This is a genomic window from Flagellimonas marinaquae (genome assembly GCF_003992675.1).
Lineage (GTDB): Bacteria > Bacteroidota > Bacteroidia > Flavobacteriales > Flavobacteriaceae > Flagellimonas > Flagellimonas marinaquae.
Genome location: NZ_RZMZ01000013.1, coordinates 26,171 through 45,332, shown reverse-complemented (window position 1 = coordinate 45,332; position 19,162 = coordinate 26,171). Strand labels below are relative to the sequence as shown.

Annotated in this window: 17 protein-coding genes and 1 tRNA gene; 7 read left to right on the top strand and 11 right to left on the bottom strand. The window is 43.1% G+C overall.

Annotation, left to right across the window (positions count from 1 at the left end; translation table 11 throughout):
• Positions 1-10: 10 nt before the first annotated feature.
• A complete protein-coding gene (locus EO130_RS07115) occupies positions 11-3,622 on the top strand; it encodes a reprolysin-like metallopeptidase (RefSeq protein WP_241244316.1) in 3,612 nt (1,203 codons plus the stop codon).
• On the top strand, positions 3,619-4,305 hold the full coding sequence (locus EO130_RS07110) for a hypothetical protein (protein ID WP_127140834.1): 687 nt from the start codon (positions 3,619-3,621) through the stop codon (positions 4,303-4,305). The genes EO130_RS07115 and EO130_RS07110 overlap by 4 nt, the downstream gene beginning before the upstream one ends.
• 1 nt (position 4,306) lies before the next feature.
• Here the strand turns inward: EO130_RS07110 and pth are convergent, their stop codons facing one another.
• The 3 genes from pth to EO130_RS07095 form a co-directional block, all read right to left on the bottom strand.
• Positions 4,307-4,936 (bottom strand): aminoacyl-tRNA hydrolase, encoded by a 630-nt coding sequence (pth, locus tag EO130_RS07105; protein WP_127140833.1) that lies wholly within the window; start codon positions 4,934-4,936, stop codon positions 4,307-4,309.
• A 90-nt stretch (positions 4,937-5,026) separates the two neighbouring features.
• Positions 5,027-5,677 carry a 50S ribosomal protein L25/general stress protein Ctc gene (locus EO130_RS07100; RefSeq protein ID WP_127140832.1) on the bottom strand — a complete coding sequence of 217 codons (651 nt, stop codon included), beginning with the start codon at positions 5,675-5,677 and terminating at the stop codon, positions 5,027-5,029.
• Positions 5,678-5,756: 79 nt separating this feature from the next.
• Entirely contained in the window at positions 5,757-6,698 is a 942-nt protein-coding gene (locus tag EO130_RS07095) for a ribose-phosphate pyrophosphokinase (RefSeq protein ID WP_127140831.1), read from the bottom strand.
• A gap of 161 nt (positions 6,699-6,859) precedes the next feature.
• Between EO130_RS07095 and EO130_RS07090 the strand changes: the two genes are divergently transcribed.
• Positions 6,860-6,941, top strand: a tRNA-Leu gene (locus EO130_RS07090).
• Positions 6,942-6,997: 56 nt separating this feature from the next.
• Here the strand turns inward: EO130_RS07090 and EO130_RS07085 are convergent.
• The 8 genes from EO130_RS07085 to EO130_RS07050 all read right to left on the bottom strand — a co-directional run bounded on the left by EO130_RS07085 (position 6,998) and on the right by EO130_RS07050 (position 15,791).
• A complete protein-coding gene (locus EO130_RS07085) occupies positions 6,998-7,972 on the bottom strand; it encodes a transporter family protein (protein ID WP_127140830.1) in 975 nt (324 codons plus the stop codon).
• 3 nt (positions 7,973-7,975) lie between these two features.
• Positions 7,976-9,022, bottom strand: a complete 1,047-nt coding sequence (locus EO130_RS07080; protein ID WP_127140829.1) for a cytochrome-c peroxidase — start codon at positions 9,020-9,022, stop codon at positions 7,976-7,978.
• Positions 9,023-9,077: 55 nt separating this feature from the next.
• Entirely contained in the window at positions 9,078-9,875 is a 798-nt protein-coding gene (locus EO130_RS07075; RefSeq protein WP_127140828.1) for an MbnP family protein, read from the bottom strand.
• Between the two features lie 171 nt (positions 9,876-10,046).
• Entirely contained in the window at positions 10,047-10,415 is a 369-nt protein-coding gene (locus EO130_RS15600; RefSeq protein ID WP_241244315.1) for a hypothetical protein, read from the bottom strand.
• 57 nt (positions 10,416-10,472) lie between these two features.
• Entirely contained in the window at positions 10,473-11,534 is a 1,062-nt protein-coding gene (locus tag EO130_RS07065) for a site-specific integrase (protein ID WP_127140827.1), read from the bottom strand.
• A 197-nt stretch (positions 11,535-11,731) separates the two neighbouring features.
• Positions 11,732-14,299: a TonB-dependent receptor plug domain-containing protein gene (locus EO130_RS07060; protein ID WP_127140826.1), complete on the bottom strand. Its 2,568-nt coding sequence runs from the start codon at positions 14,297-14,299 to the stop codon at positions 11,732-11,734.
• 3 nt (positions 14,300-14,302) lie between these two features.
• A complete protein-coding gene (locus EO130_RS07055; RefSeq protein ID WP_127140825.1) occupies positions 14,303-15,226 on the bottom strand; it encodes a FecR family protein in 924 nt (307 codons plus the stop codon).
• A gap of 43 nt (positions 15,227-15,269) precedes the next feature.
• Positions 15,270-15,791, bottom strand: a complete 522-nt coding sequence (locus EO130_RS07050; protein WP_127140824.1) for an RNA polymerase sigma factor — start codon at positions 15,789-15,791, stop codon at positions 15,270-15,272.
• A 110-nt stretch (positions 15,792-15,901) separates the two neighbouring features.
• On the opposite strand from EO130_RS07050, the gene EO130_RS07045 reads away from it, so the two are divergent.
• The 4 genes from EO130_RS07045 to EO130_RS07030 are packed head-to-tail and all read left to right on the top strand — an operon-like array spanning position 15,902 to position 19,153.
• Complete coding sequence (locus EO130_RS07045; RefSeq protein WP_241244314.1) at positions 15,902-16,348, top strand: thioredoxin family protein; 447 nt, start codon at positions 15,902-15,904, stop codon at positions 16,346-16,348.
• Positions 16,349-16,354: 6 nt separating this feature from the next.
• Positions 16,355-17,398, top strand: coding sequence for an FAD:protein FMN transferase (locus tag EO130_RS07040; RefSeq protein ID WP_127140823.1), 1,044 nt, complete (start codon positions 16,355-16,357; stop codon positions 17,396-17,398).
• An 8-nt stretch (positions 17,399-17,406) separates the two neighbouring features.
• On the top strand, positions 17,407-17,616 hold the full coding sequence (locus EO130_RS07035; RefSeq protein WP_127140822.1) for a DUF4266 domain-containing protein: 210 nt from the start codon (positions 17,407-17,409) through the stop codon (positions 17,614-17,616).
• Between the two features lie 7 nt (positions 17,617-17,623).
• A complete protein-coding gene (locus tag EO130_RS07030) occupies positions 17,624-19,153 on the top strand; it encodes a DUF3570 domain-containing protein (protein ID WP_127140821.1) in 1,530 nt (509 codons plus the stop codon).
• Positions 19,154-19,162 lie beyond the last annotated feature (9 nt).

Sequence of the window (19,162 nt, the reverse complement as noted above, 5' to 3'; positions counted from 1 at the left end):
TTCCAAAACAATGAATTCTGTTTCGGCAGCCAAAAGTTCCATTAGAACCGTTTATTTGCCCAACGGGGAAGGGAATGTTGTTCCGTTTTATTTGAAGGAAACCGCTGTACTCCATCCGGATCTTTCCAAAAAATATCCTTCCATCAAATCATTTACTGGAATTAGCGTTGATGGTAAATACAAGATAAAACTGAGCAGTTCGCAAAAAGGTATTCAATCCATGTTGGTGAATTTGGAGGATAGCCAAACCGTATTCATGGAGCCGACTTCGAACCATTTGGACACCTACGTTCTTTACGACAAGGAAGCAGGTCTTGCCTCAAAAATGGATTTTATCTGTAAGACTAGCAAGGACCTATTCGGAAATTCTTCGAAATCATCCAGTGATGTTGGAAAAACGATTGTTCCGCTGGTGGATGACCAATTGCTCAGAACCTATCGGGTCGCTGTGTCCGCTTCAGGCGAATACACCCAATACATGGGGGGCACGGTAGAGGATGCTCTCGCAGGTATCAACGCGACCCTAACCAGGGTCAATGAGGTGTTTGAAACCGATTTGGGCGTCACTTTAGAACTCATTCCCGATAACGACCTGCTCATTTTTACCAATGCCAACACTGATCCTTTTGACGACAGTTTAAATGCAGAGGTTCAATCGACCATCACATCGATTATTGGTGAGGAGAATTACGATGTGGGGCATTTGTTCCATCAAGTGGGTGTAGGTTTGGACAATGGCAACGCTGGTTTTATTGCGTCTGTTTGTGTGGACAATCGAAAGGGCAGTGCCTTTTCTGCAGCCAATGTGCCCGAAGGAGATGTGTTTGATTTGGATTATGTAGCACACGAACTCGGTCACCAATTTGGAGCCAATCACACCTGGTCTTTCGAGTCTGAGGGCACCGGGGTTCAAGCGGAGCCTGCCAGTGGTAGTACCATTATGGGATATGCAGGTATTGTGGGGGGTAACAATGTTGCCCCCCAGGGCGATGATTATTTCCATTATAATAGTATACTTCAAATATCCACCTATCTGGAGACCACTTCCTGTGCCCAAACCGAGGCAATCACCAATGCACCACCTGTTTTGGTACCTGTTGATGATTACACCATACCTAGAGGAACCGCCTTTGTTTTGGAGGGTAATGCTACGGATCCCGATGCGGGGGATGTACTTACCTATACCTGGGAACAGATTGATGATGGTTTGGTTACAACAGCATCTTTTGGCTCCTTGAACCCGAGCGGGGCCAATTTTAGGTCCCTACCCCCATCAACAGACCCTAGAAGATATTTCCCTAGACTGTCCGAAGTTGCCCAAGGAAATCTAACGCAGGTAAGTCCGGCCATTGGAGATGCTTGGGAAACGGTTTCCGACATAGAGCGAAATTTAAGGTTCGCTTGTACCGTTCGCGACAACGCTGCTGGAGGTGGGCAAGTGGTTTCCGATGTATTGGATGTTCGGGTGATCAAGGCTGCAGGGCCTTTTATCGTTACTTCCCAAATATCCGAAGAGACCTATGCCGCTGGCTCTGTCCAAGAAATTACCTGGGATGTGTCAAACACGGATATAGCGCCCATAAATGCACAGCAGGTGGATATTTTCCTTTCTTTGGACGGTGGTTTGACCTATCCGATAACCCTTTTGGAAAACACCCTGAACGATGGTGCCGAAGAAGTGCTTTTGCCCGGCAACGTTACCAATGCAGGGCGCATCATGGTAAAGGCTAGTAACAACATTTTTTTTGCCGTAAACAATACCGATTTTATCATTGAAGAATCCGAAGTGGTCCTCAATTTTGAAAATTTGGACTATGAGGTTTGCCAGCCCGATGATTTGGTGATTCCTTTTGAATACGAAACCTATGCAGGATTCAACGAGAACACTACTTTTTCCGCCAACGTTCCTGCAGGCATGTCTGCCAGTTTTTCTCCCACAAATGCAACGGCCAATAATACGGTTGTGGACCTTACGCTGTCCAATACCAACGGCGTTGCTCCGGGGGTTTATGAAATTGTGGTGACTGCGACCTCGGCATCGATTACCAAGAACGTTACGTTTTCCCTTCTGGTACAAGATGGAAATTTCGCCGATGTGACATTACTCTCTCCAAGTGATGGGGAAGCGGGCGTTTCATTGGATGCTTTGCTCAATTGGCAGGATGACCCTTCCTATTCGAATTATGATGTAGAAGTGGCAACCGATTTGGCTTTTACCAACATCGTAGAGTCTGCATCTTTGCCCTTTACCACCTATAAAGCCACAAAACTGGAGGCTGAGACCGAATATTTTTGGAGGGTTAGGCCCAACAATGGTTGTGGTTCGGGAAGTTTTGGAACTCCTTTCAGCTTTACCACCTCACAGGTAAATTGTAGGAATAGGGATGCAACGGATTTGCCCATTACCATTTCATCATCTGGAACACCAACCATTACAACATCCATCCTCTTTGTGGAAGATTTGCCTATTTCGGATGTCAATGTAAACTTGCAGCTAGATCATACCTATTTGGAAGACCTGATCATTACCCTTATCTCTCCTTCGGGAACCGAGGTGACCCTGTTATCAAATAATTGTGGAGCGGATAACGATTTAAATGCTGTTTTCGATGATGATGGTGATCCCATTGTTTGTGGAGAAAACCCAGCAATTTCGGGAACTGTTGCACCGATAGGATTTTTATCATCCCTGAATGGCGAGTCCATATTGGGCGAGTGGATCTTGGAAATAGAAGATACCGCTGCCAGTGATGGTGGTACCTTGGTCGATTTTTCCTTGGATATCTGTATTGAGGGAAGTTATCGACCAGATGCTGATGAGGATGGCGTTTTTGATGATGGCGACGACCTCTGTTTGGGAACACCAAAGGGAGTAGAGGTGAACACCAATGGCTGCGCTGTGTATCGATTTGCTTCCGATAATTTTGAAATCGAAGTGGAGAGCGAAAGCTGTCGTAGCAATAACGATGGCTCTATAACCATAACTCCTTTTGATACCGCTATCAACTACACAGCCGTTCTGAATGGTGCAAGTGGTTCGGAATCTTTTGACTTTACCAATTCGCAAACGTTTAGTAATCTGCCTGCTGGGGAATACTCCTTATGCATTAGTGGAACGGATGGGTTGATTACATATGAGGAGGTGTGCTTCGATGCTATGCTGACCCAACCCGATGTGCTCGATGTGTCGGCTTTACTTGATGCCGGTGTGTTGAATCTTGACCTGAAAGGAGCTTCGTTTTACAACGTGGAGCTCAATGGTCTGGTTACCCAAACGGAGGCTTCCAAAATCCAGCTTCCTTTGGAAAATGGTATCAACACCCTAAGGGTTTTTACCAACTTACCATGCCAGGGAAGCTTCGAAAAGAATTTCTTTTATTCGGAAAGGCCTGTTTTGTCCCCAAACCCGGTTTATACCACTACCCAAGTGTACATGGGCGGCTATGAAGGTGCTGTGGAAATCCAACTTTTTACCGCTAATGGCAAGCTGGTGCGCACGCAGCGAAGAAATGTGTTTGGCGAGGATTTGGAGCTGGATGTGTCCACCTTGCCCAAAGGAATGTACTATTTAGGTCTAGAAAAAGCAGGTAAAAAAGAAATGTTTAAACTGATCAAGGAATGATTCGGAAGATAATGTATTTGTGCCTGTTGGCATTTATGGTTTCCTGTGGAGGCGACGACGGACCGCCACCTGCTCCAGAAGGTGCAACTCTGGTATTTCCTGAAGAGAATTCGGAATGTACCACGGGAACGGATATCAATGAGACCTCATCCCAGGTCACTTTCAGATGGAATGCGTCCAAAAATACAACTAGGTATACGCTTTCGGTCATCAATTTAAACACCAACTTGCCCCAAACCATTTCCACGGCCTCGACATCAGCAAGTCTCACCATAACAAAGGGAGCTCCTTATGCTTGGTCGGTCACGAGCCAAAACACCGAATCCGATCAAGTAGCATCAAGCGATACATGGCTGTTTTACAATGCAGGGTCGCAGACCACCTATGTCCCGTTTCCAGCTCAATTGGTGCGTCCAGTATCAGGAGCAACGGTTCAGAAGGATATTGCCAACGAAGTTACCCTCGAATGGGCAGGTGCCGATGTGGATAATGACATCGACTTCTTTGAAGTATTTTTCTCGGAGTCCAACCCTCCCGAAACATCGGTTGGGATTACCAATGCATCCACCAAAGAATTGCCAGTGGGGGTCGAGTCCGGCACGGTGTATTACTGGCGGGTAGTCACTACCGATTTGGAAGGAAATGTTTCCAGCTCCAGCGTGTTCGACTTTAAAGTCCTGTAATTTATGTACCGTTGTATTGGTTCATGGTGTTTTTGGCACCAGCGAAGATGAATGACCGTACAAGGTCTGTCGATTTCTCTAGACGTTCGGGCATCGCTTTCTTTTGGTCATCATCCCATTTGCCCAACACATACTCTACTTGTTGGCCTTTTCTGAAATTGGAGCCTACGCCAAATCTAAAACGATTGTATGTTGTAGTCTGTAGCATATTTTGAATATCTTTCAAACCATTGTGTCCGCCATCACTGCCTTTCCCCTTCAATCGAAGCGTTCCAAATGGGAGATTGATATCGTCGGTAATGACCAAAAGATTCTCCAAAGGGATATTTTCCTTATCCATCCAGTACTTGACCGCTTTGCCACTTAAATTCATGTAGGTGGACGGCTTTAGACAGACGATACTCTTGCCTTTGTGCTTAAAGGTGCCTACAGCACCGAGCTTGGCACTTTCAAAGGTGAAATTTTCCTGTTCGGCCAAAAAATCGAGGACCTTGAACCCGATATTGTGACGGGTGTCCTCGTATTCGCTGCCAATGTTTCCCAGTCCAGCGATCAGAAATTTTTTCATGGGGTCTGTTTCTTGAAGCAGTTGTTTTGAAGAGCCAAAAAGCTGTTTGATAAAATATAGCATCGGCTGATGTGGATTTGCCCAAAAATACAAAAGCATCCCAAATTTTTACCTAGGTAAAAGAGGGATGCTCTTGCAAAAGTTGAATAAGTTCTATTCTGCAGCTTCCGCTTCTGGAGCTTCGCCACCTTCGGTAGCTTCTCCTTCGGCTCCTTCTACTGCTTCCTCATCTTCGTCTTCAAGCTCTTCATCAACTGAAGTTCTAGAAGCTTTTACCTGTACGATAGCGGTACTATCTGGGTGCAGGAAGGTGTAGTCGTCGTTCAAAATACTTTCTACTGCAATGGTCTGTCCGATTCTCAACTTGGAAATATCCACAGTGATGAAATCGGGAAGCAAAGCAGGCAATGCACGGATGGATAGTTTACGCTTTCTGAAAAGCAAACGTCCACCGTTTCTCACACCAGGAGAGTTTCCTTCCAAACGAACAGGAATTCTCATGGTAATTGGTTTGTCCTCGAACAACTGGTAGAAATCCACATGTAGGATGTTGTCGGTTACAGGGTGGAATTGAATATCCTGCAATACGGCGTCAAATTTTTGACCATCTTCCAATTCAATTACCGCGGTGTAGGCATTTGGGGTGTACACCAAGTCTTTGAATGCGATTTCATCTGCTGAAAAATGCACTGGTTTATCCCCTCCGTACAGCACGCAAGGGACCTTTCCAGCATTACGTAAGGCTTTGGTAGCAACCTTGCCCACGCTTTCTCTTTGGGATCCTTTGATTGTAATTGACTTCATAATCTGTTATTAATATTTAATTTATGATAAAATTTATCTTCGAAGTGCCAGGCTTTGTCAGCCTGAGCGTAGTCGAAGGCTACATTAAAAATTTTGAAGATATCGATGTATTGTGGTGAACCCTGTGCATCACATCGGCAAAAAGGTCGGCACATGACAATATCTTTATTTTCTGTTGGCTTTGGTCTACAGGAATTGAATCGGTAACGATGAGTTCCGTCAATTTGGATTCCTGAATGCGCTCATAGGCTTTTCCAGAGAGTAGGCCGTGTGTAGTAACAGCCCGTACACTTTCGGCTCCTCTTTCCATCATCAGATCAGCGGCCTTTGTTAGTGTTCCGGCGGTATCGACCATATCGTCCACCAAGACCACATTTTTTCCTTGGACATCGCCAATAAGTTCCATATGGGAGATGACGTTGGCCTTTGCCCTTTGTTTGTAACAAATCACCACGTCACATTCCAAAGCTTTGGAGTAGGCGTATGCCCTTTTGGAACCGCCCATATCGGGAGACGCAATGCAAAGGTTATCTAGATTTAGCCCTTTTAAATAGGGCAAGAAAAGGGTGGAAGCAAATAAATGATCCACTGGCTTTTCAAAGAAACCTTGAATTTGGTCGGCATGGAGGTCCATGGTGATGATTCTGGTAGCACCGGCAGTCTCCAACATCTTTGCAATTAACTTGGCAGCAATGGGAACGCGTGGCTTATCCTTACGGTCTTGACGTGCCCATCCAAAATAAGGCATAACGGCGGTTATGTGTCGTGCCGAGGCCCTTTTGGCAGCATCGAGCATCAATAGCATTTCCATCAAGTTTTCGGAACTGGGATTGGTGGAGCCAATGATAAAGATGCGCGCTCCCCTTATGGATTCCTCAAAGGAGGGCTGAAACTCGCCGTCGCTGTAACGGGAGAATTGGACTTTTCCCAATTCAGCTCCGTAAGAAGCAGCGATTTTGTTTCCCAGCTCCACACTTTGTGTGCAAGCAAAAATTTTAGGTTCCGGGACTTGATATGCCATTACAATTTCTTGTTAGCTAGCGTTTTAACGTACATATAAATAAGGAGGTGCAAATTTAAAAATTAAATTGGGTTGCTAAAGGATAAATCCAAGTATTTTTTGGCGATATATAAAATTATTTTTTTAGCTTTGCACTCGCATTTGAAAATGTGGTGCCAAATGCCTTGGTGGCGGAATTGGTAGACGCGCTGGATTCAAAATCCAGTGTCTTCGGACGTGTGGGTTCGATTCCCACCCAAGGTACTACGAAAAAAGCCCTTAAAATCATTGATTTTAAGGGCTTTTGCTTTTTTAAATAATCACAGGTTGATGTTTGCATATATCGAAAATCTACTTTTCACCTCGACCTTTCCGTTATTGAGGTCTTGGGCAAGGGGCAGCATACTGGATAGGCCCAAAGCGTATTGCCTATAATTTACCTCGATGCCCAATCTGCTGAAAAGTGCATTTCCTCCAGTATCGGTCACCTCTAGATCAAACTCCTCGTTCTTGTCAAAATACTCTCCTCCGATTCCAGCTTGTGGCGTAATCGCAAAATTGGTCCCCAAATAGTAAGTTTTGAACGTGTTTAAGGCATAGTTCAACTGGTTTCCAAACCGATATTCTTTATCATTCTTTGCTTTCACTGTATAATTGGCCATGAGCGACAGGCCCCAATTGCGATGGGTTACCCCATAATTGGCTGCCAGTACATAGTCCCAGCTCCCTGTTCCCAATTGAAAACTCGGATTTACACTGCCTTCTAGATTTGCTTCATCAAATGTTCCGGTCGGCATTTTCACCCCGCCTCCCAATTGGAGGGTGTGTTCCGGCTTTATGGATACGATACTATCCGGTGTTTGTTTCAAAACTTGATAAAACCCAAGTAAGGTAGCATCTCCGAGTCCATCAATATGCTGTTCGGTAGTATTGGCGAATTCTCTGGAATGGAATTGATAGGGCAATACCGCATTTATAATGATTCGCTTGCCCAAGGGGATTTGGGTCCATAATTGTAATGTATTGAAGTTTTCATCTATCCATGGGGAATTGGCAAAAATACCATCACGCGACCTATAGTATTGGCCGATGTACCTTATTCCGATAAAATTATTGTTCAGCCCAGTTCCAAAGCCCATGCTTCCGCCATTCCCGCTACATCCGCAGGTATCACAAAAGTCATAGTAAAAGAGGCTCACATGGCTTGTGCAGTTCAGAGGATCATCAGGGACAACATTTCCCTTTAGAGATATCGTGACCGCCAGTAGGGCAAATGCTACTATAAATTTTTTCATAAATCAATATTCAGCGAATCGCTCGTCGTTAATAAATTCTTCATCGGTGAGCGTTTTCAAAAACGCTATCAATGCTTGTTTTTCGTTATTGGTCAGTGGAATTCCCAAAGTATCCCCATTCTTCAACAGTGGATCTAAGGTGGGAGAATCCTGCACTCCGTTTTGATAAAAATTCAACACCGACTCCAAGCTTCCAAATCTTCCATCGTGCATATACGGGGCAGTAAGTGCCACGTTTCTTAGACTGGGCACCTTGAACTTATAATTGTCGTTTGTGCTGCCGCTTACCTCGGCCCTGCCCAAATCATTGATCTTTGGGTTTGGGGGCAAACCGTTGTTCCGAAAGCTCCCGTCCGAAAAGAGGTCTGTGGTGTGGCAACTGGCACACTTGTTTTGAAAAATGTTCAATCCGATCAGTTCTTGTTCGGTAAGGGTTACATCGTCTTCATTACGGACATATTTGTCATATTTGGAATTATAGGATACCATCATCACCATAAATTGGGCTATGGCCTTTAAAAAATTCTCATGGTTCACGCCACCTTCTTCAAATGCAGCGTCAAAAGCTTGTCGGTATTGGCTGTCAGCCTTAAGCTTTTCGAGTACACTTGTCATGGTTTCTCCCATCTCTACTTCATTGGTAATGGGAATAATGGGAAATAGGTCCAAATGATTGGTCGCCCCATCCCAGGCAAACTCCGAGAAAAAAGCCATGTTGGCAAGGGAAGGAGTGTTCCGGGTTCCCTCTTTGTCATCGATACCGTGACTGAACTGATGCCCGTGATGGGTGAAAGAAAACCGCTGCTCATGGCAGAATCCGCAGGAAATGAAGCCGTTGGCAGATAACTTTCCGTCGTAGAACAGTTTTTTTCCAAGCTCAAACCCATGTTTGGTGGGAGGATTGCCCTCAACATTGTAAACCATGGGCGGAAAATTGGAAGGTACCGTAACGGAAAGTTCTTTATTGTCCTCTAGGGCCACATAGTCGCTATCATTGGAATTGCATGCCCCCAATATGGTTAGGAGAATGGCATATATCGTAGTCTTCATAGGATATTTGATTTGTATAATGGGGCCGGCCAAGGCATGACCGGCCCTAAAAAACTTAATGGGCATCCCCGCTGCCGTTGTGGATGTGGTCCACGGTGAACATTCCGGAAGTGTTTATGGCTATTTTGGGTGATTTTTCCTCACTTACCATAATGACTGCCTGTTCCGATAGCGAAATTTTGTTTTGGCCATCGAGGATATTGCCTGCGTTGGCCACCAAATGGATGATTGGGGACATTTCTTCGCTCACTATGGCTTCCGAGCCCAAACTCAAGGTGGTTTCCTTGTAGTTGTCCAGGCTTGAGCCATGGCTGCCCATGTGAATCTTGAAGTTAGTTGCTTCTGTCACCGTACTGGAGGTAAAAGTTCCCTCAAAGTTCAAAAACTTGTAGCCGGCTTGCCAAGACCACATCATATTGGTGCTTTCGGCCTTTGTGAGCAAGTCACCTTGTCCTTCAGCGCCCAACAGATATTTTTCCTGGTCGACACCTATTCCAAAGGTCAAGGATGTATATCTTCCCGCAGGAACATCCATTAGAACCACCTCGGTTTCTCCATTTTCTTCGCTTGTAATAAAATAGCCAGCTTCTTTAGGGTAGGTAAATACGTTCCCATCCTTATCAGTGAGCCTAAAGTTGCTAACAATATAATTGAGGCGTTCTATGGTCAAACTTTCGTTTTGGGAATTGGTGTAGGAGGAACCGAGGATAAGGTCGTCGCCAGATACGCTGTTGTCAAACTCGATTTTGACGATACCCGTTCCAGAAAGCTCCATGGTTCCATCGTCATCACTACATGAAGCTAGCATGGTGGTCAAAAAAATAAGTACTGATATTTTATAAATTGATTTCATTGTGATTCAAAAATTAATTGTTTTAAAACCCGTGTTTACACTTGGGCTATATGATGTAAAATGAATTAATGGGGTGCTTGGGCCATGTGCGTGGGCACATCACCTAAGACCACTAGGGATGGATGGGAGTTCTTTTTTGAGAACAGCCCAGCAATCGATTTGATTTTTGAATCAACAGTTGGGTGGGTGGAAAATGGTAGGAGTGAAGGTCCTTGTTTTGCTTTGAGCAAATTCTGGAATCTCTGTTTTTTTGATGGAAACCCCGATACATTCGAGAAATAGAATATCCACGAAACCAATGGGATATTCTTTCAAGTTGATAGGGGGGAGGTTCTGTTTTTTCTCTTCCTGCTCTTCTTGTAACATTTTAGCCAAATAACACTTACCGTTACATTCAAGCATAGGTTTGTCCTTGTTTACACACAAATATTCTGCAATATAATCTTGATTGATGACGTAATCGAAAACAGGGAGCACTGGGCGTACCATGGCCATAATGTATAGCAACGTGAATAATGTGGACAGCCAGCGAATTTTCAAGAAACCTAAATTTTTGGTGTCACAAAGATAGAATGATATTCTTAAAAATTACTAGGATTAATTGAAATTCAGGATAGGAAGTTTGTCAATTGCTTCCTCTTGTAAACGTTGAACATGGTTAAGATATTTCAAGGTACTTCTGGTAGAACTATGGCCCATGGCGTCAGCAACAGTTTTTAGGTTTGCCCCGTTTATCAACAATTGGCAAGCAAATGTATGTCTTGCGCAATAAAAGGTTATATGCTTATCGAGTTTTGCCCGTTTCACCCAGTGTCGAATGGCCTTATTGGCACCATTGTCACTTAACAATTGCAGATCAAATATATATTCCTCCATGTGGCCTGGTTCCCCAATAATATTCTGAGCCGTCTGGTTTAGCCTATTGTTTATTAATTCTCCAGTTTTATTTCTATATGTTATTAGGCGACCTTTATTAATGTTTTTCCATTTAAGCTCTCGGATTTCAGCGAGACCTAGAGAAGTGAAGCATGCAAATAAGAAGGCCTTTTTGACGTCTAAATTGCCACATTCAGTGCTTACAAGTTTTTGCAGTTCATCTTTATCCAAAACTTTTTTTTTTAAGGTGTCATCTTTATTGGGATTGGAAAACCGGATGTCTGCGGTGGCCATTTCTTTAAGATAACCTTGAACCTTTGCTGCTTTCAAGACTTTTTTGAATCTCGTAAAATAGTTATGAGCAGTTTCACCGGCCAAACCAGCATCATAGATCAAGTAATCCTTGTATAAGTTCATTATTTTGGGGGTAATTTCTGAAATGGTTAACCTCTTGTTGTTGACCGCTTCTTTAAATTTTTCCACAGCACTGGCAATGATACGTACATCTTTATTTTTATACTCTTGTATGTAGTTTTCTGCAAAGACAAAAAAACTCATCTTTTTTAGGTGCTGGGGAATATGCCCTGTTTCATCCGACAAAACCTCCAATTCCCTGTTGGCACGGATTCTTTCCGCAACCCTTTTCTTTTCAACTTTAGATGGATCTTTTGGGAGTATTTTTATTTTTAGAAATTCTCTCCATCTTTGACCATTGTGATGGATATCCAAATAGAGGCTTTTTGCTCCTGATTTTAATGTTCTGCTTCGTAGTTGTACTGACATGAAAAAGTGACGTAAAAGTGACGGTTTTTGTCTAAAAATACGAAATGAAGGGAAAACGCACAAATTCAAATAACGATTCAAATATTTGATATACAGTCAATTGTAGGCATTTTGTATCAAATAATATAACGTGGAGATTCACACCCAAGGTACTTAAAAACCCTGACAATTTGTTGGGGTTTTTTATTTTCCGATAGTCAAAAAAATAGGCGAAGGGTTATATTAGGGGTAAAACCCAAGGACCTTCTTTGGATGACCTGTTCCAAAAGTAAATCTTCATTTGGTTGATTGGTACGATATATAATGGCCATGGGTACTATACGGTCGTAGATATTCAAAGCTGAAATGCTTAACTGGATTTTGGTGGATTTCGGGTCAATTGCAAAATCATAGGTCAGTGAAGCGTCCAGTCTATGGAAACTGGGTAATCGGTCACTGTTTAAGGATTCAAATGTGACCGCTTTCGTTTCCTCATCATAGTTTTTAATGGGCGTATAAGGTGTTCCATTCCGATATTGCCATCCCAGAGAAAATTTTAGGTTGTTTATATTCAAACTATTGGAAATCCTAAAGCTATGAGGTATATCGTTGTTTCCAGAAAAGGGGCCTTGTTGGATTCCATTAAAGGTAAAATCTACATTGTTAAAAGCATAGCCAATCCAAAACCTATAGTTTTTGATACGCTTTTTTAATAAGATGTCTAGGCCAACGATGCGGCTTTTACCTTGGGCAAGGTTAGGTTGGGGAAGATAAAATCCTTGAGTATAGGAAGTGAGTCCAGTTAAGTTTTTATAGTAGACTTCTGCATCAAAGGTCCAGCTATTTTTATCAAAGAGGATGCCTGCAGAAAACTGATCGCTCCGCAACAGAGGGTAGTTCGCATTGTCCGATAACCGCCATAAATTGTTTTCAAGTCTGAGTTCGGTTTGGTCAAATTCGATAAGCTGTGATATGGGTTGGTTTCTCCTTTCGTAACCTGTCCGTATTCGAATTGATTGGCTTAAAGGTGCCTCCAGATACAATCTTGGTTCGAGCAGAAACTGGCCCAAACTACCATAATGAACCGCCCTTAGTCCTATTTTAAATAAACTCCCCTTGTCTTTTCTAATACTGTATTCCCCAAAAAGCACATTTTTTAGATTGCTATCCTGCACAGGAAGACTGACATTGTTTGCGGAATCGATATTGGAAAAATAGTTCAGGTCGATTTCTAAATTGGTGTTGGAAAGCTGGTACCCGAAACTTAATATGTTGTTGTTTTTTAAAACCCTATCCGACTTGAGCTCCAATCCAAAGTCACTGATTCGATTGCCTCTTATATTGGTTTCCTCAATCTCGCTTCCATACAGTTCAAGATTTCGGTAGTAGGAATCGTAGGATGAAAAGTAGGTGGTTATCTGATCGGTCTGACTTGGGGATGAAAAGTGTTTCCAACTTAAACTTATTCCTCCATTTCCAGTGGCCAATGAATCCCTTTTGGTTTCCCCTTGATTTTTGAACGAGAAAAGGGTACGGTTTCTTGTCATCAGTGCGCTGATGGAAAGCAGGTCCTTTTCCGAAGGTTGGTGCACGTATTTGGCGTTGATGTCATAAAACCTAAACTCACTGTCACTTGAGTAGTAGGTATAGTCGTCATCGGAACTAATGTTTAATGGGTTTCCACTGCTATCTAGGATTTGGCCCGAATTATTGAATATTTTTTTGGCATAGGCTTCATAAGTTTGTGTTTTGAGAATGTCCTGATAAGCATTTCTGGCATACAGCGATATAGATGATTTTTTGGATAAAGGAATTTTGATAAATCCATCAACACTCAAACCATCTATTCCAATTCCTCCAGATAATTCTTGTGAAACCTTATCATTGGTACTTATGTCTATAATTCCAGAAACCCTATCACCATACATGGCGCTGGTAGCGGTCTTGAAAATGGTTACTTTTTCTGTTGCATATGGATTAAACCTGGATAGCATACCGTACAAGTAGCCTGTGTTAAACACTCGGATATGATCGAACAACACCAAATTTTGGTCCGAAGTACCGCCATGTATCTGTATTCCCGAAACAGATTCGTCCAAAGAGGTAACTCCCGGGATCAATTGAATACTTTGTAAAATATCCGGTGAAGTTTGTCCTGGGATGGGACCCAATGGCTCTTGGGAAAGGGTAATGGACCCATCTTGATTTCTGTCGATTCCTGTGGTGATGTAAGAAGTGACCACCACTTCTTTGAGCTCTTGGTAAGCAGGGATGAGGTAGATGGAAGCTGGGCTTTCCTTGGCAGAAATCAATGTTGGTCGATATCCGTTGGCCTCCAATCTATACACGGGGTTGTCCGTTTTCTTAAATTGGAGAAAACCTGTTTTGTCAGTTTCCTTTATCGAACTGGAGTCTATCATTACTGGATTTTCGGATATGGGCATTCTTGTGTCTTGATCCAAAAGATAAACTTGGAATGTATCTTTCGCCAAGTTCAAGGGAGCAATAATGATTTGGGGCTGCCCTGCGATTTTTTCAAAACGCAAACCCGTTTGTGCTTCCAGAGTGTTCAAAAGTCGATTGAGGCTCAAGCCATCAGCAAACAAGTCTATTTTCTTATTGCTGATCAGGTCCTCTGCGTATGAAAATCGCAGGTCCAGATCTTTTTCCAATTGCTCAATGGCCGATTTTAAAGGAACATCCTTAAATTCAACGAATAGATTTTCTTGGGCATTTGACGAAAAAATGCCAAGTAGAAACCATACCACAACTATGAAAATCCTCATCACTTACTCGGACAAGGTAATAATTCTTTTGTCTTCGGAGATATCATAATTGATGCCCATAGGTTCCAAAGTGGTCTTTAAGGCGTCATTGAGACTGTTGTGAGAGAAATTACCGGTAAACTTCCGGTTCAGATCAATGCCGGTTGTTTGAAATTTAACGGGATATTGTAGGGCAAGTTCCTCCAGCACCACAGATAAGGGTTGTCTTGAAAATGAAGAGAAGCCATTTTTCCAATCCGGTAGGTTTTGGGAAAACTGTTGTTTTTGGATTTCCCCATTCAATAAACGTATTTCAACTCCCTGAGCCATTTCAACACTGGTGAGCTTTTCGTTGAATGGAAGGAATATTATGGAGCCCTCGTAGCATTGCAGCGCAAATCCTTTGCGGTCCCTTATATTGAATTGGGTACCCAATACGGAAATTATTCCTTTACTGGTGTTCACCGTAAAATTCTTTCCGGGAACAACATCAAAAAAAGCCTCTCCGTCAAAGTTTACGGATCGGTCTTCCTCCCAGCCGAATCTTTTAAACGATACTGAAGAGTTGGCGTTCAATTCCACTAATGAGCCATCGGCAAGAAGAACGGTTTCTTTTTCGCCAATGCCTGTGGAATAGGTCTTGTACCCGAAGAAATAGGTGTATCCTGCGAAAAGTATGGCAATGCAAGCTGCCGCTGCAGTAAATGACCATAACCGTTTTACCTTAGGTGTTGTGTTCCTAATGTTTTGATTCCGTTCCGTGACCAATGAGAGCGCTCGTTCCACATCAACTTTAGGCCCACTTAGGGATTTGGCCGCAGTATCAATGGCCAAAATGTCCCTGTAGACATCAGATGCCTCGAAACCTTCAAGCTCTTCGTTGCTCAATTCCCCTGCAAGCCATCGGGCCAAAAAATCTTCACTGGCGTATTTTTCTTCCATGGGCATTTGTTCTCTTATTTAAATGACAGTTAAACAACGGTTTACCCTATTACAATTTTAAATCATTTCCAAGAAGCTCCCTTAACAATAACAGAGCCTTGCTCATCCTACGTTCAATCGCCTTGACTCCCAACCCGAGGATTTCCGCGATTTCGGGATAGGTTTTTTTTTCTATCCTACTTAATAGATATACTTCCCTTTCCTTGGGTGGCAACGCTGCAATCGCTTCTTTGAGTTTTTCGTGGAACTCCTCCATTTGCATCAGGTATTCGGGACTTTCATGGTCAATGGGCCTAACGGTGGTTTGCAAATGTTTTAGCACTACCTTTTCGTGTGCTTTTTCATTTAGGAAAGCATTGTTGGCAGCTCGGTATAAATAAGCTTTTACCTTCCCAAAGGAAACCGTGGAGCATAATTTCCAAAGTTTTACGAATACATCTTGAACAATATCTTCAGCCTGTTGCAGATCGCCGCACTTAAAGTATACAAAACGGGTAACAGCCTCATAGTGTGCACGAAATAACTGGTTGTAGGTTTGTTGCTCGCAAATGGATGGTTCTTCCTTTGTCATATTGGATATTGGCGAAACTATTTGAAATAGGGCATAAAAATAATTAGAAAAAAATAGGGTATCCCTCCTTTTGCCTGTCTAACTAGTGAAAAAAGGAAATAAATCTAGTTATGCAAATCAGGAAGTGGTATTCTTTTTTAATGGTATTCGGTTTTTTTTTCATTCAGCAAATCTCGGCACAAGATTGGCAAACCAGCTTTGATACGGCCAAAGAACTGGCCCAGAAAAACGGCAAAAGTATAATACTGGTCTTTCAGGGGTCCGACTGGTGTGCGCCATGCATCAAATTGGATAGAGAGGTTTGGAGCACAAAGGAGTTTCAAGAATTGGCAAAGGACCGTTTTGTAATGCTCAAGGCGGATTTTCCCCGAAAGAAGGGCAATAAGTTGCCAGAAGAACAGGAAGCCAGAAACAAGGCACTGGCGGCCAAGTACAATCCCAAAGGTTACTTTCCTTATGTGGTGGTGTTGGATCCAGCAGGAAAAGTGCTCGGACAGGCTGGTTATGAAAAAACAGGTCCAATAGCCTATTTCCACAAATTGAGCTCATTTAAATAAGATAATATGTTGAGAACAGGGTTAATGCTTTATATTTTGTTTCTCTTACTTTCAGTATCTGGTCATTCGGGACAGACCAAGCATCAATTCAATGATGTGGCCTTGCAAAAAAATGTCTACCAACGCACTGTAAAGTTAATGGGGAGTAGGTTCGATCTTACCGTGGTGGCCGAAACCCCCGATATGGGAAATGCCTATTTGGATATGGCCATTTCTGAAATCTCACGGATAGAAAAGCTTATTTCTTCCTGGGACCCACAATCCCAGACATCTGAAATTAACCAAAATGCAGGGCTAAAGCCTGTGAAAGTGGATCAGGAGCTGTTTCAACTTATCGAAAGAGCGCTTAAAATATCCAAGTTGACCCAAGGCGCTTTCGATATAAGTTATGCTTCCATGGACCGTATCTGGAAATTTGATGGATCGGTTAACGAAATGCCGTCACCAGATATTGTTCGTGAATCGGTCTCAAAAGTGGGATACCAAAATATTATCCTAGATCATGCCGCCCAGACCGTTTTTTTAAAGAACAAGGGCATGAAGATAGGTTTTGGTGCCATTGGTAAGGGGTACGCCGCCGATAAAGCCAAGGCACTGTTAATGGACCTAGGTGTAGACGCGGGGATAATCAATGCGTCGGGGGATCTAAATGCATGGGGCGTACAGCCAGATGGCAAGGATTGGATGGTCGCCATAGTGAATCCGTTGAACAAAGAAAAAGTATTTTCCTGGTTGCCCGTGAAAGATCAGGCCGTGGTCACATCAGGTAATTATGAAAAGTACATTATCCTCAACGGCGAACGCTATACCCATATCATCGACCCAAGGACAGGATATCCCAGCAAAGGAATACTGAGCGCCACCATTTTTACCAAGAATGCAGAGCTTGCCGATGCACTTGCCACATCAATCTTTGTGATGGGAGTTGATACCGGGCTTGATTTTATAAATCAATTAAAAGGAGTGGAATGCATTATTGTGGATGTGAACAACAAGGTGATTACCTCCAATAATATCGCCCTGAAGGAAATAGAAAAACAAAGTAGATGATACCAACTATGAAAAAGATTTTAATTGTGCTATGTGGTTTGTGCAGTTTTTCGTCTTGTGCCGTATTGCACGAGTATGACAAAGTGAATATTAATGACCCGGATATGGTGCTTGCCGACAAAAAGTTCACAAAGTTCGAAACCAACTACCAAGTCTATAGGGAGGGTGCCTCCGGCGGAAATGGCGGCAAGACAGGTGGAGGATGTGGATGTAACTGATCAAGGCATGGGAAAAATTGTTTTGCTACTGTTATTGTTCCCACTGTGGGGGGTGGCGCAACAACAAAACGTTGAAGGATATAAAAAACGGGTATTGGAGGCCACGGAGGTCGATATACTGTCCAGTTACTACGAACAAGATGGAAACAATGCCTCTGTGACCGGGGGAATCGGCACTGAGCAGCTAACAGATGTGGCTCCTTCTTTTGTAGTGAGCATTCCATTGAACGATGACGATGTTTTGACGGTAGACGTGGGTATTTCCACCTACACTTCTGCATCATCAAGTAACTTGAACCCGTTTGATTTGACCAACTCCAATGCTGGCTCTGGTGTTAGTGGTGCTTCACGTGCTGCTGTGGCCACTACCGCAAAAACAGGGGGTAACCGCTACGCGGATGATGATGGTTTTGAGGATGATGACAATTTTAGCGCCAGTAACGGGTATTCAGGTGTAATCGGGAGCCCTTGGGTAGCGTCTTCAGGGGCCTCCCGGCAAGATACTTGGGGAAGTGTTTCTGCAGCCTACGCCCATAGTTCCGATGATAGGAACCAAATATGGAGCGCCAATGCCTCATTCGCAACGGAATATGATTACTTGTCCTTTGGTTTTGGGGCGGGAATAACCAAATTGTTCAATGAAAAGAATACGGAATTCAATCTAAAAGGAAGTGTGTTTCTTGATACCTGGTTGCCCAGATATCCAACAGAATTGGATAGTTATCTGGAATCAGGAACCAACCTGAACAGTGGTTTCTTCAATGGGGTCGATATTCTGAACAGTAATGGAGTGGTAACCAATAAGAATGGTTCGGATACTTGGCGTCCCGTGGATGGTTTTAGCCTGATTTCTGACAAAAAGCGAAACAGCTTTGCGTTATCGGTTTCCTTTTCCCAAATATTGGGGAAGAATACCCAATTGTCCATATTTGCAGATGTTGTACGGCAACAAGGCTGGTTGGCCAATCCTATGCAACGGGTCTATTTTGCCGATATCCCCAATTATTTTATCGGAAATCCTGCAAGTATAGCTAATTACACATCGTCCCAGAATACAGACGTGTTTATGTTGGCTGACGACATGGAACGATTGCCGGACAATCGAATGAAGTTTCCAATTGGATTTCGCCTGAACCATTATTTCAATGAACTCATTACTGTTCGAACCTATTATCGGTATTATTTTGATGATTGGGGCCTGCAGGCGCACACGGCAAGTGTTGAAGTGCCCATTAAGCTTTTGCAGAACTTTACCTTTTATCCTTCTTATCGGTATTATACACAGAACCAGATCGATTATTTCGCTCCTTTTGACACCCATCTTTCAACAAGTGCTTATTATACCTCGGATTTCGACCTTTCCGCCTATGATGCGCATCAATATGGATTTGGAATTACCTACACGGACATTTTTACCAGGTTCAGGACATTGTGGTTTGGGTTAAAAAGCATTGATTTTAAATACAATAACTATCATCGAACCACTGGGCTCAAGGCCCATTATTTTGGTATTGGTTTCAAGTTTGTGATGGATTAAACAGCAAGA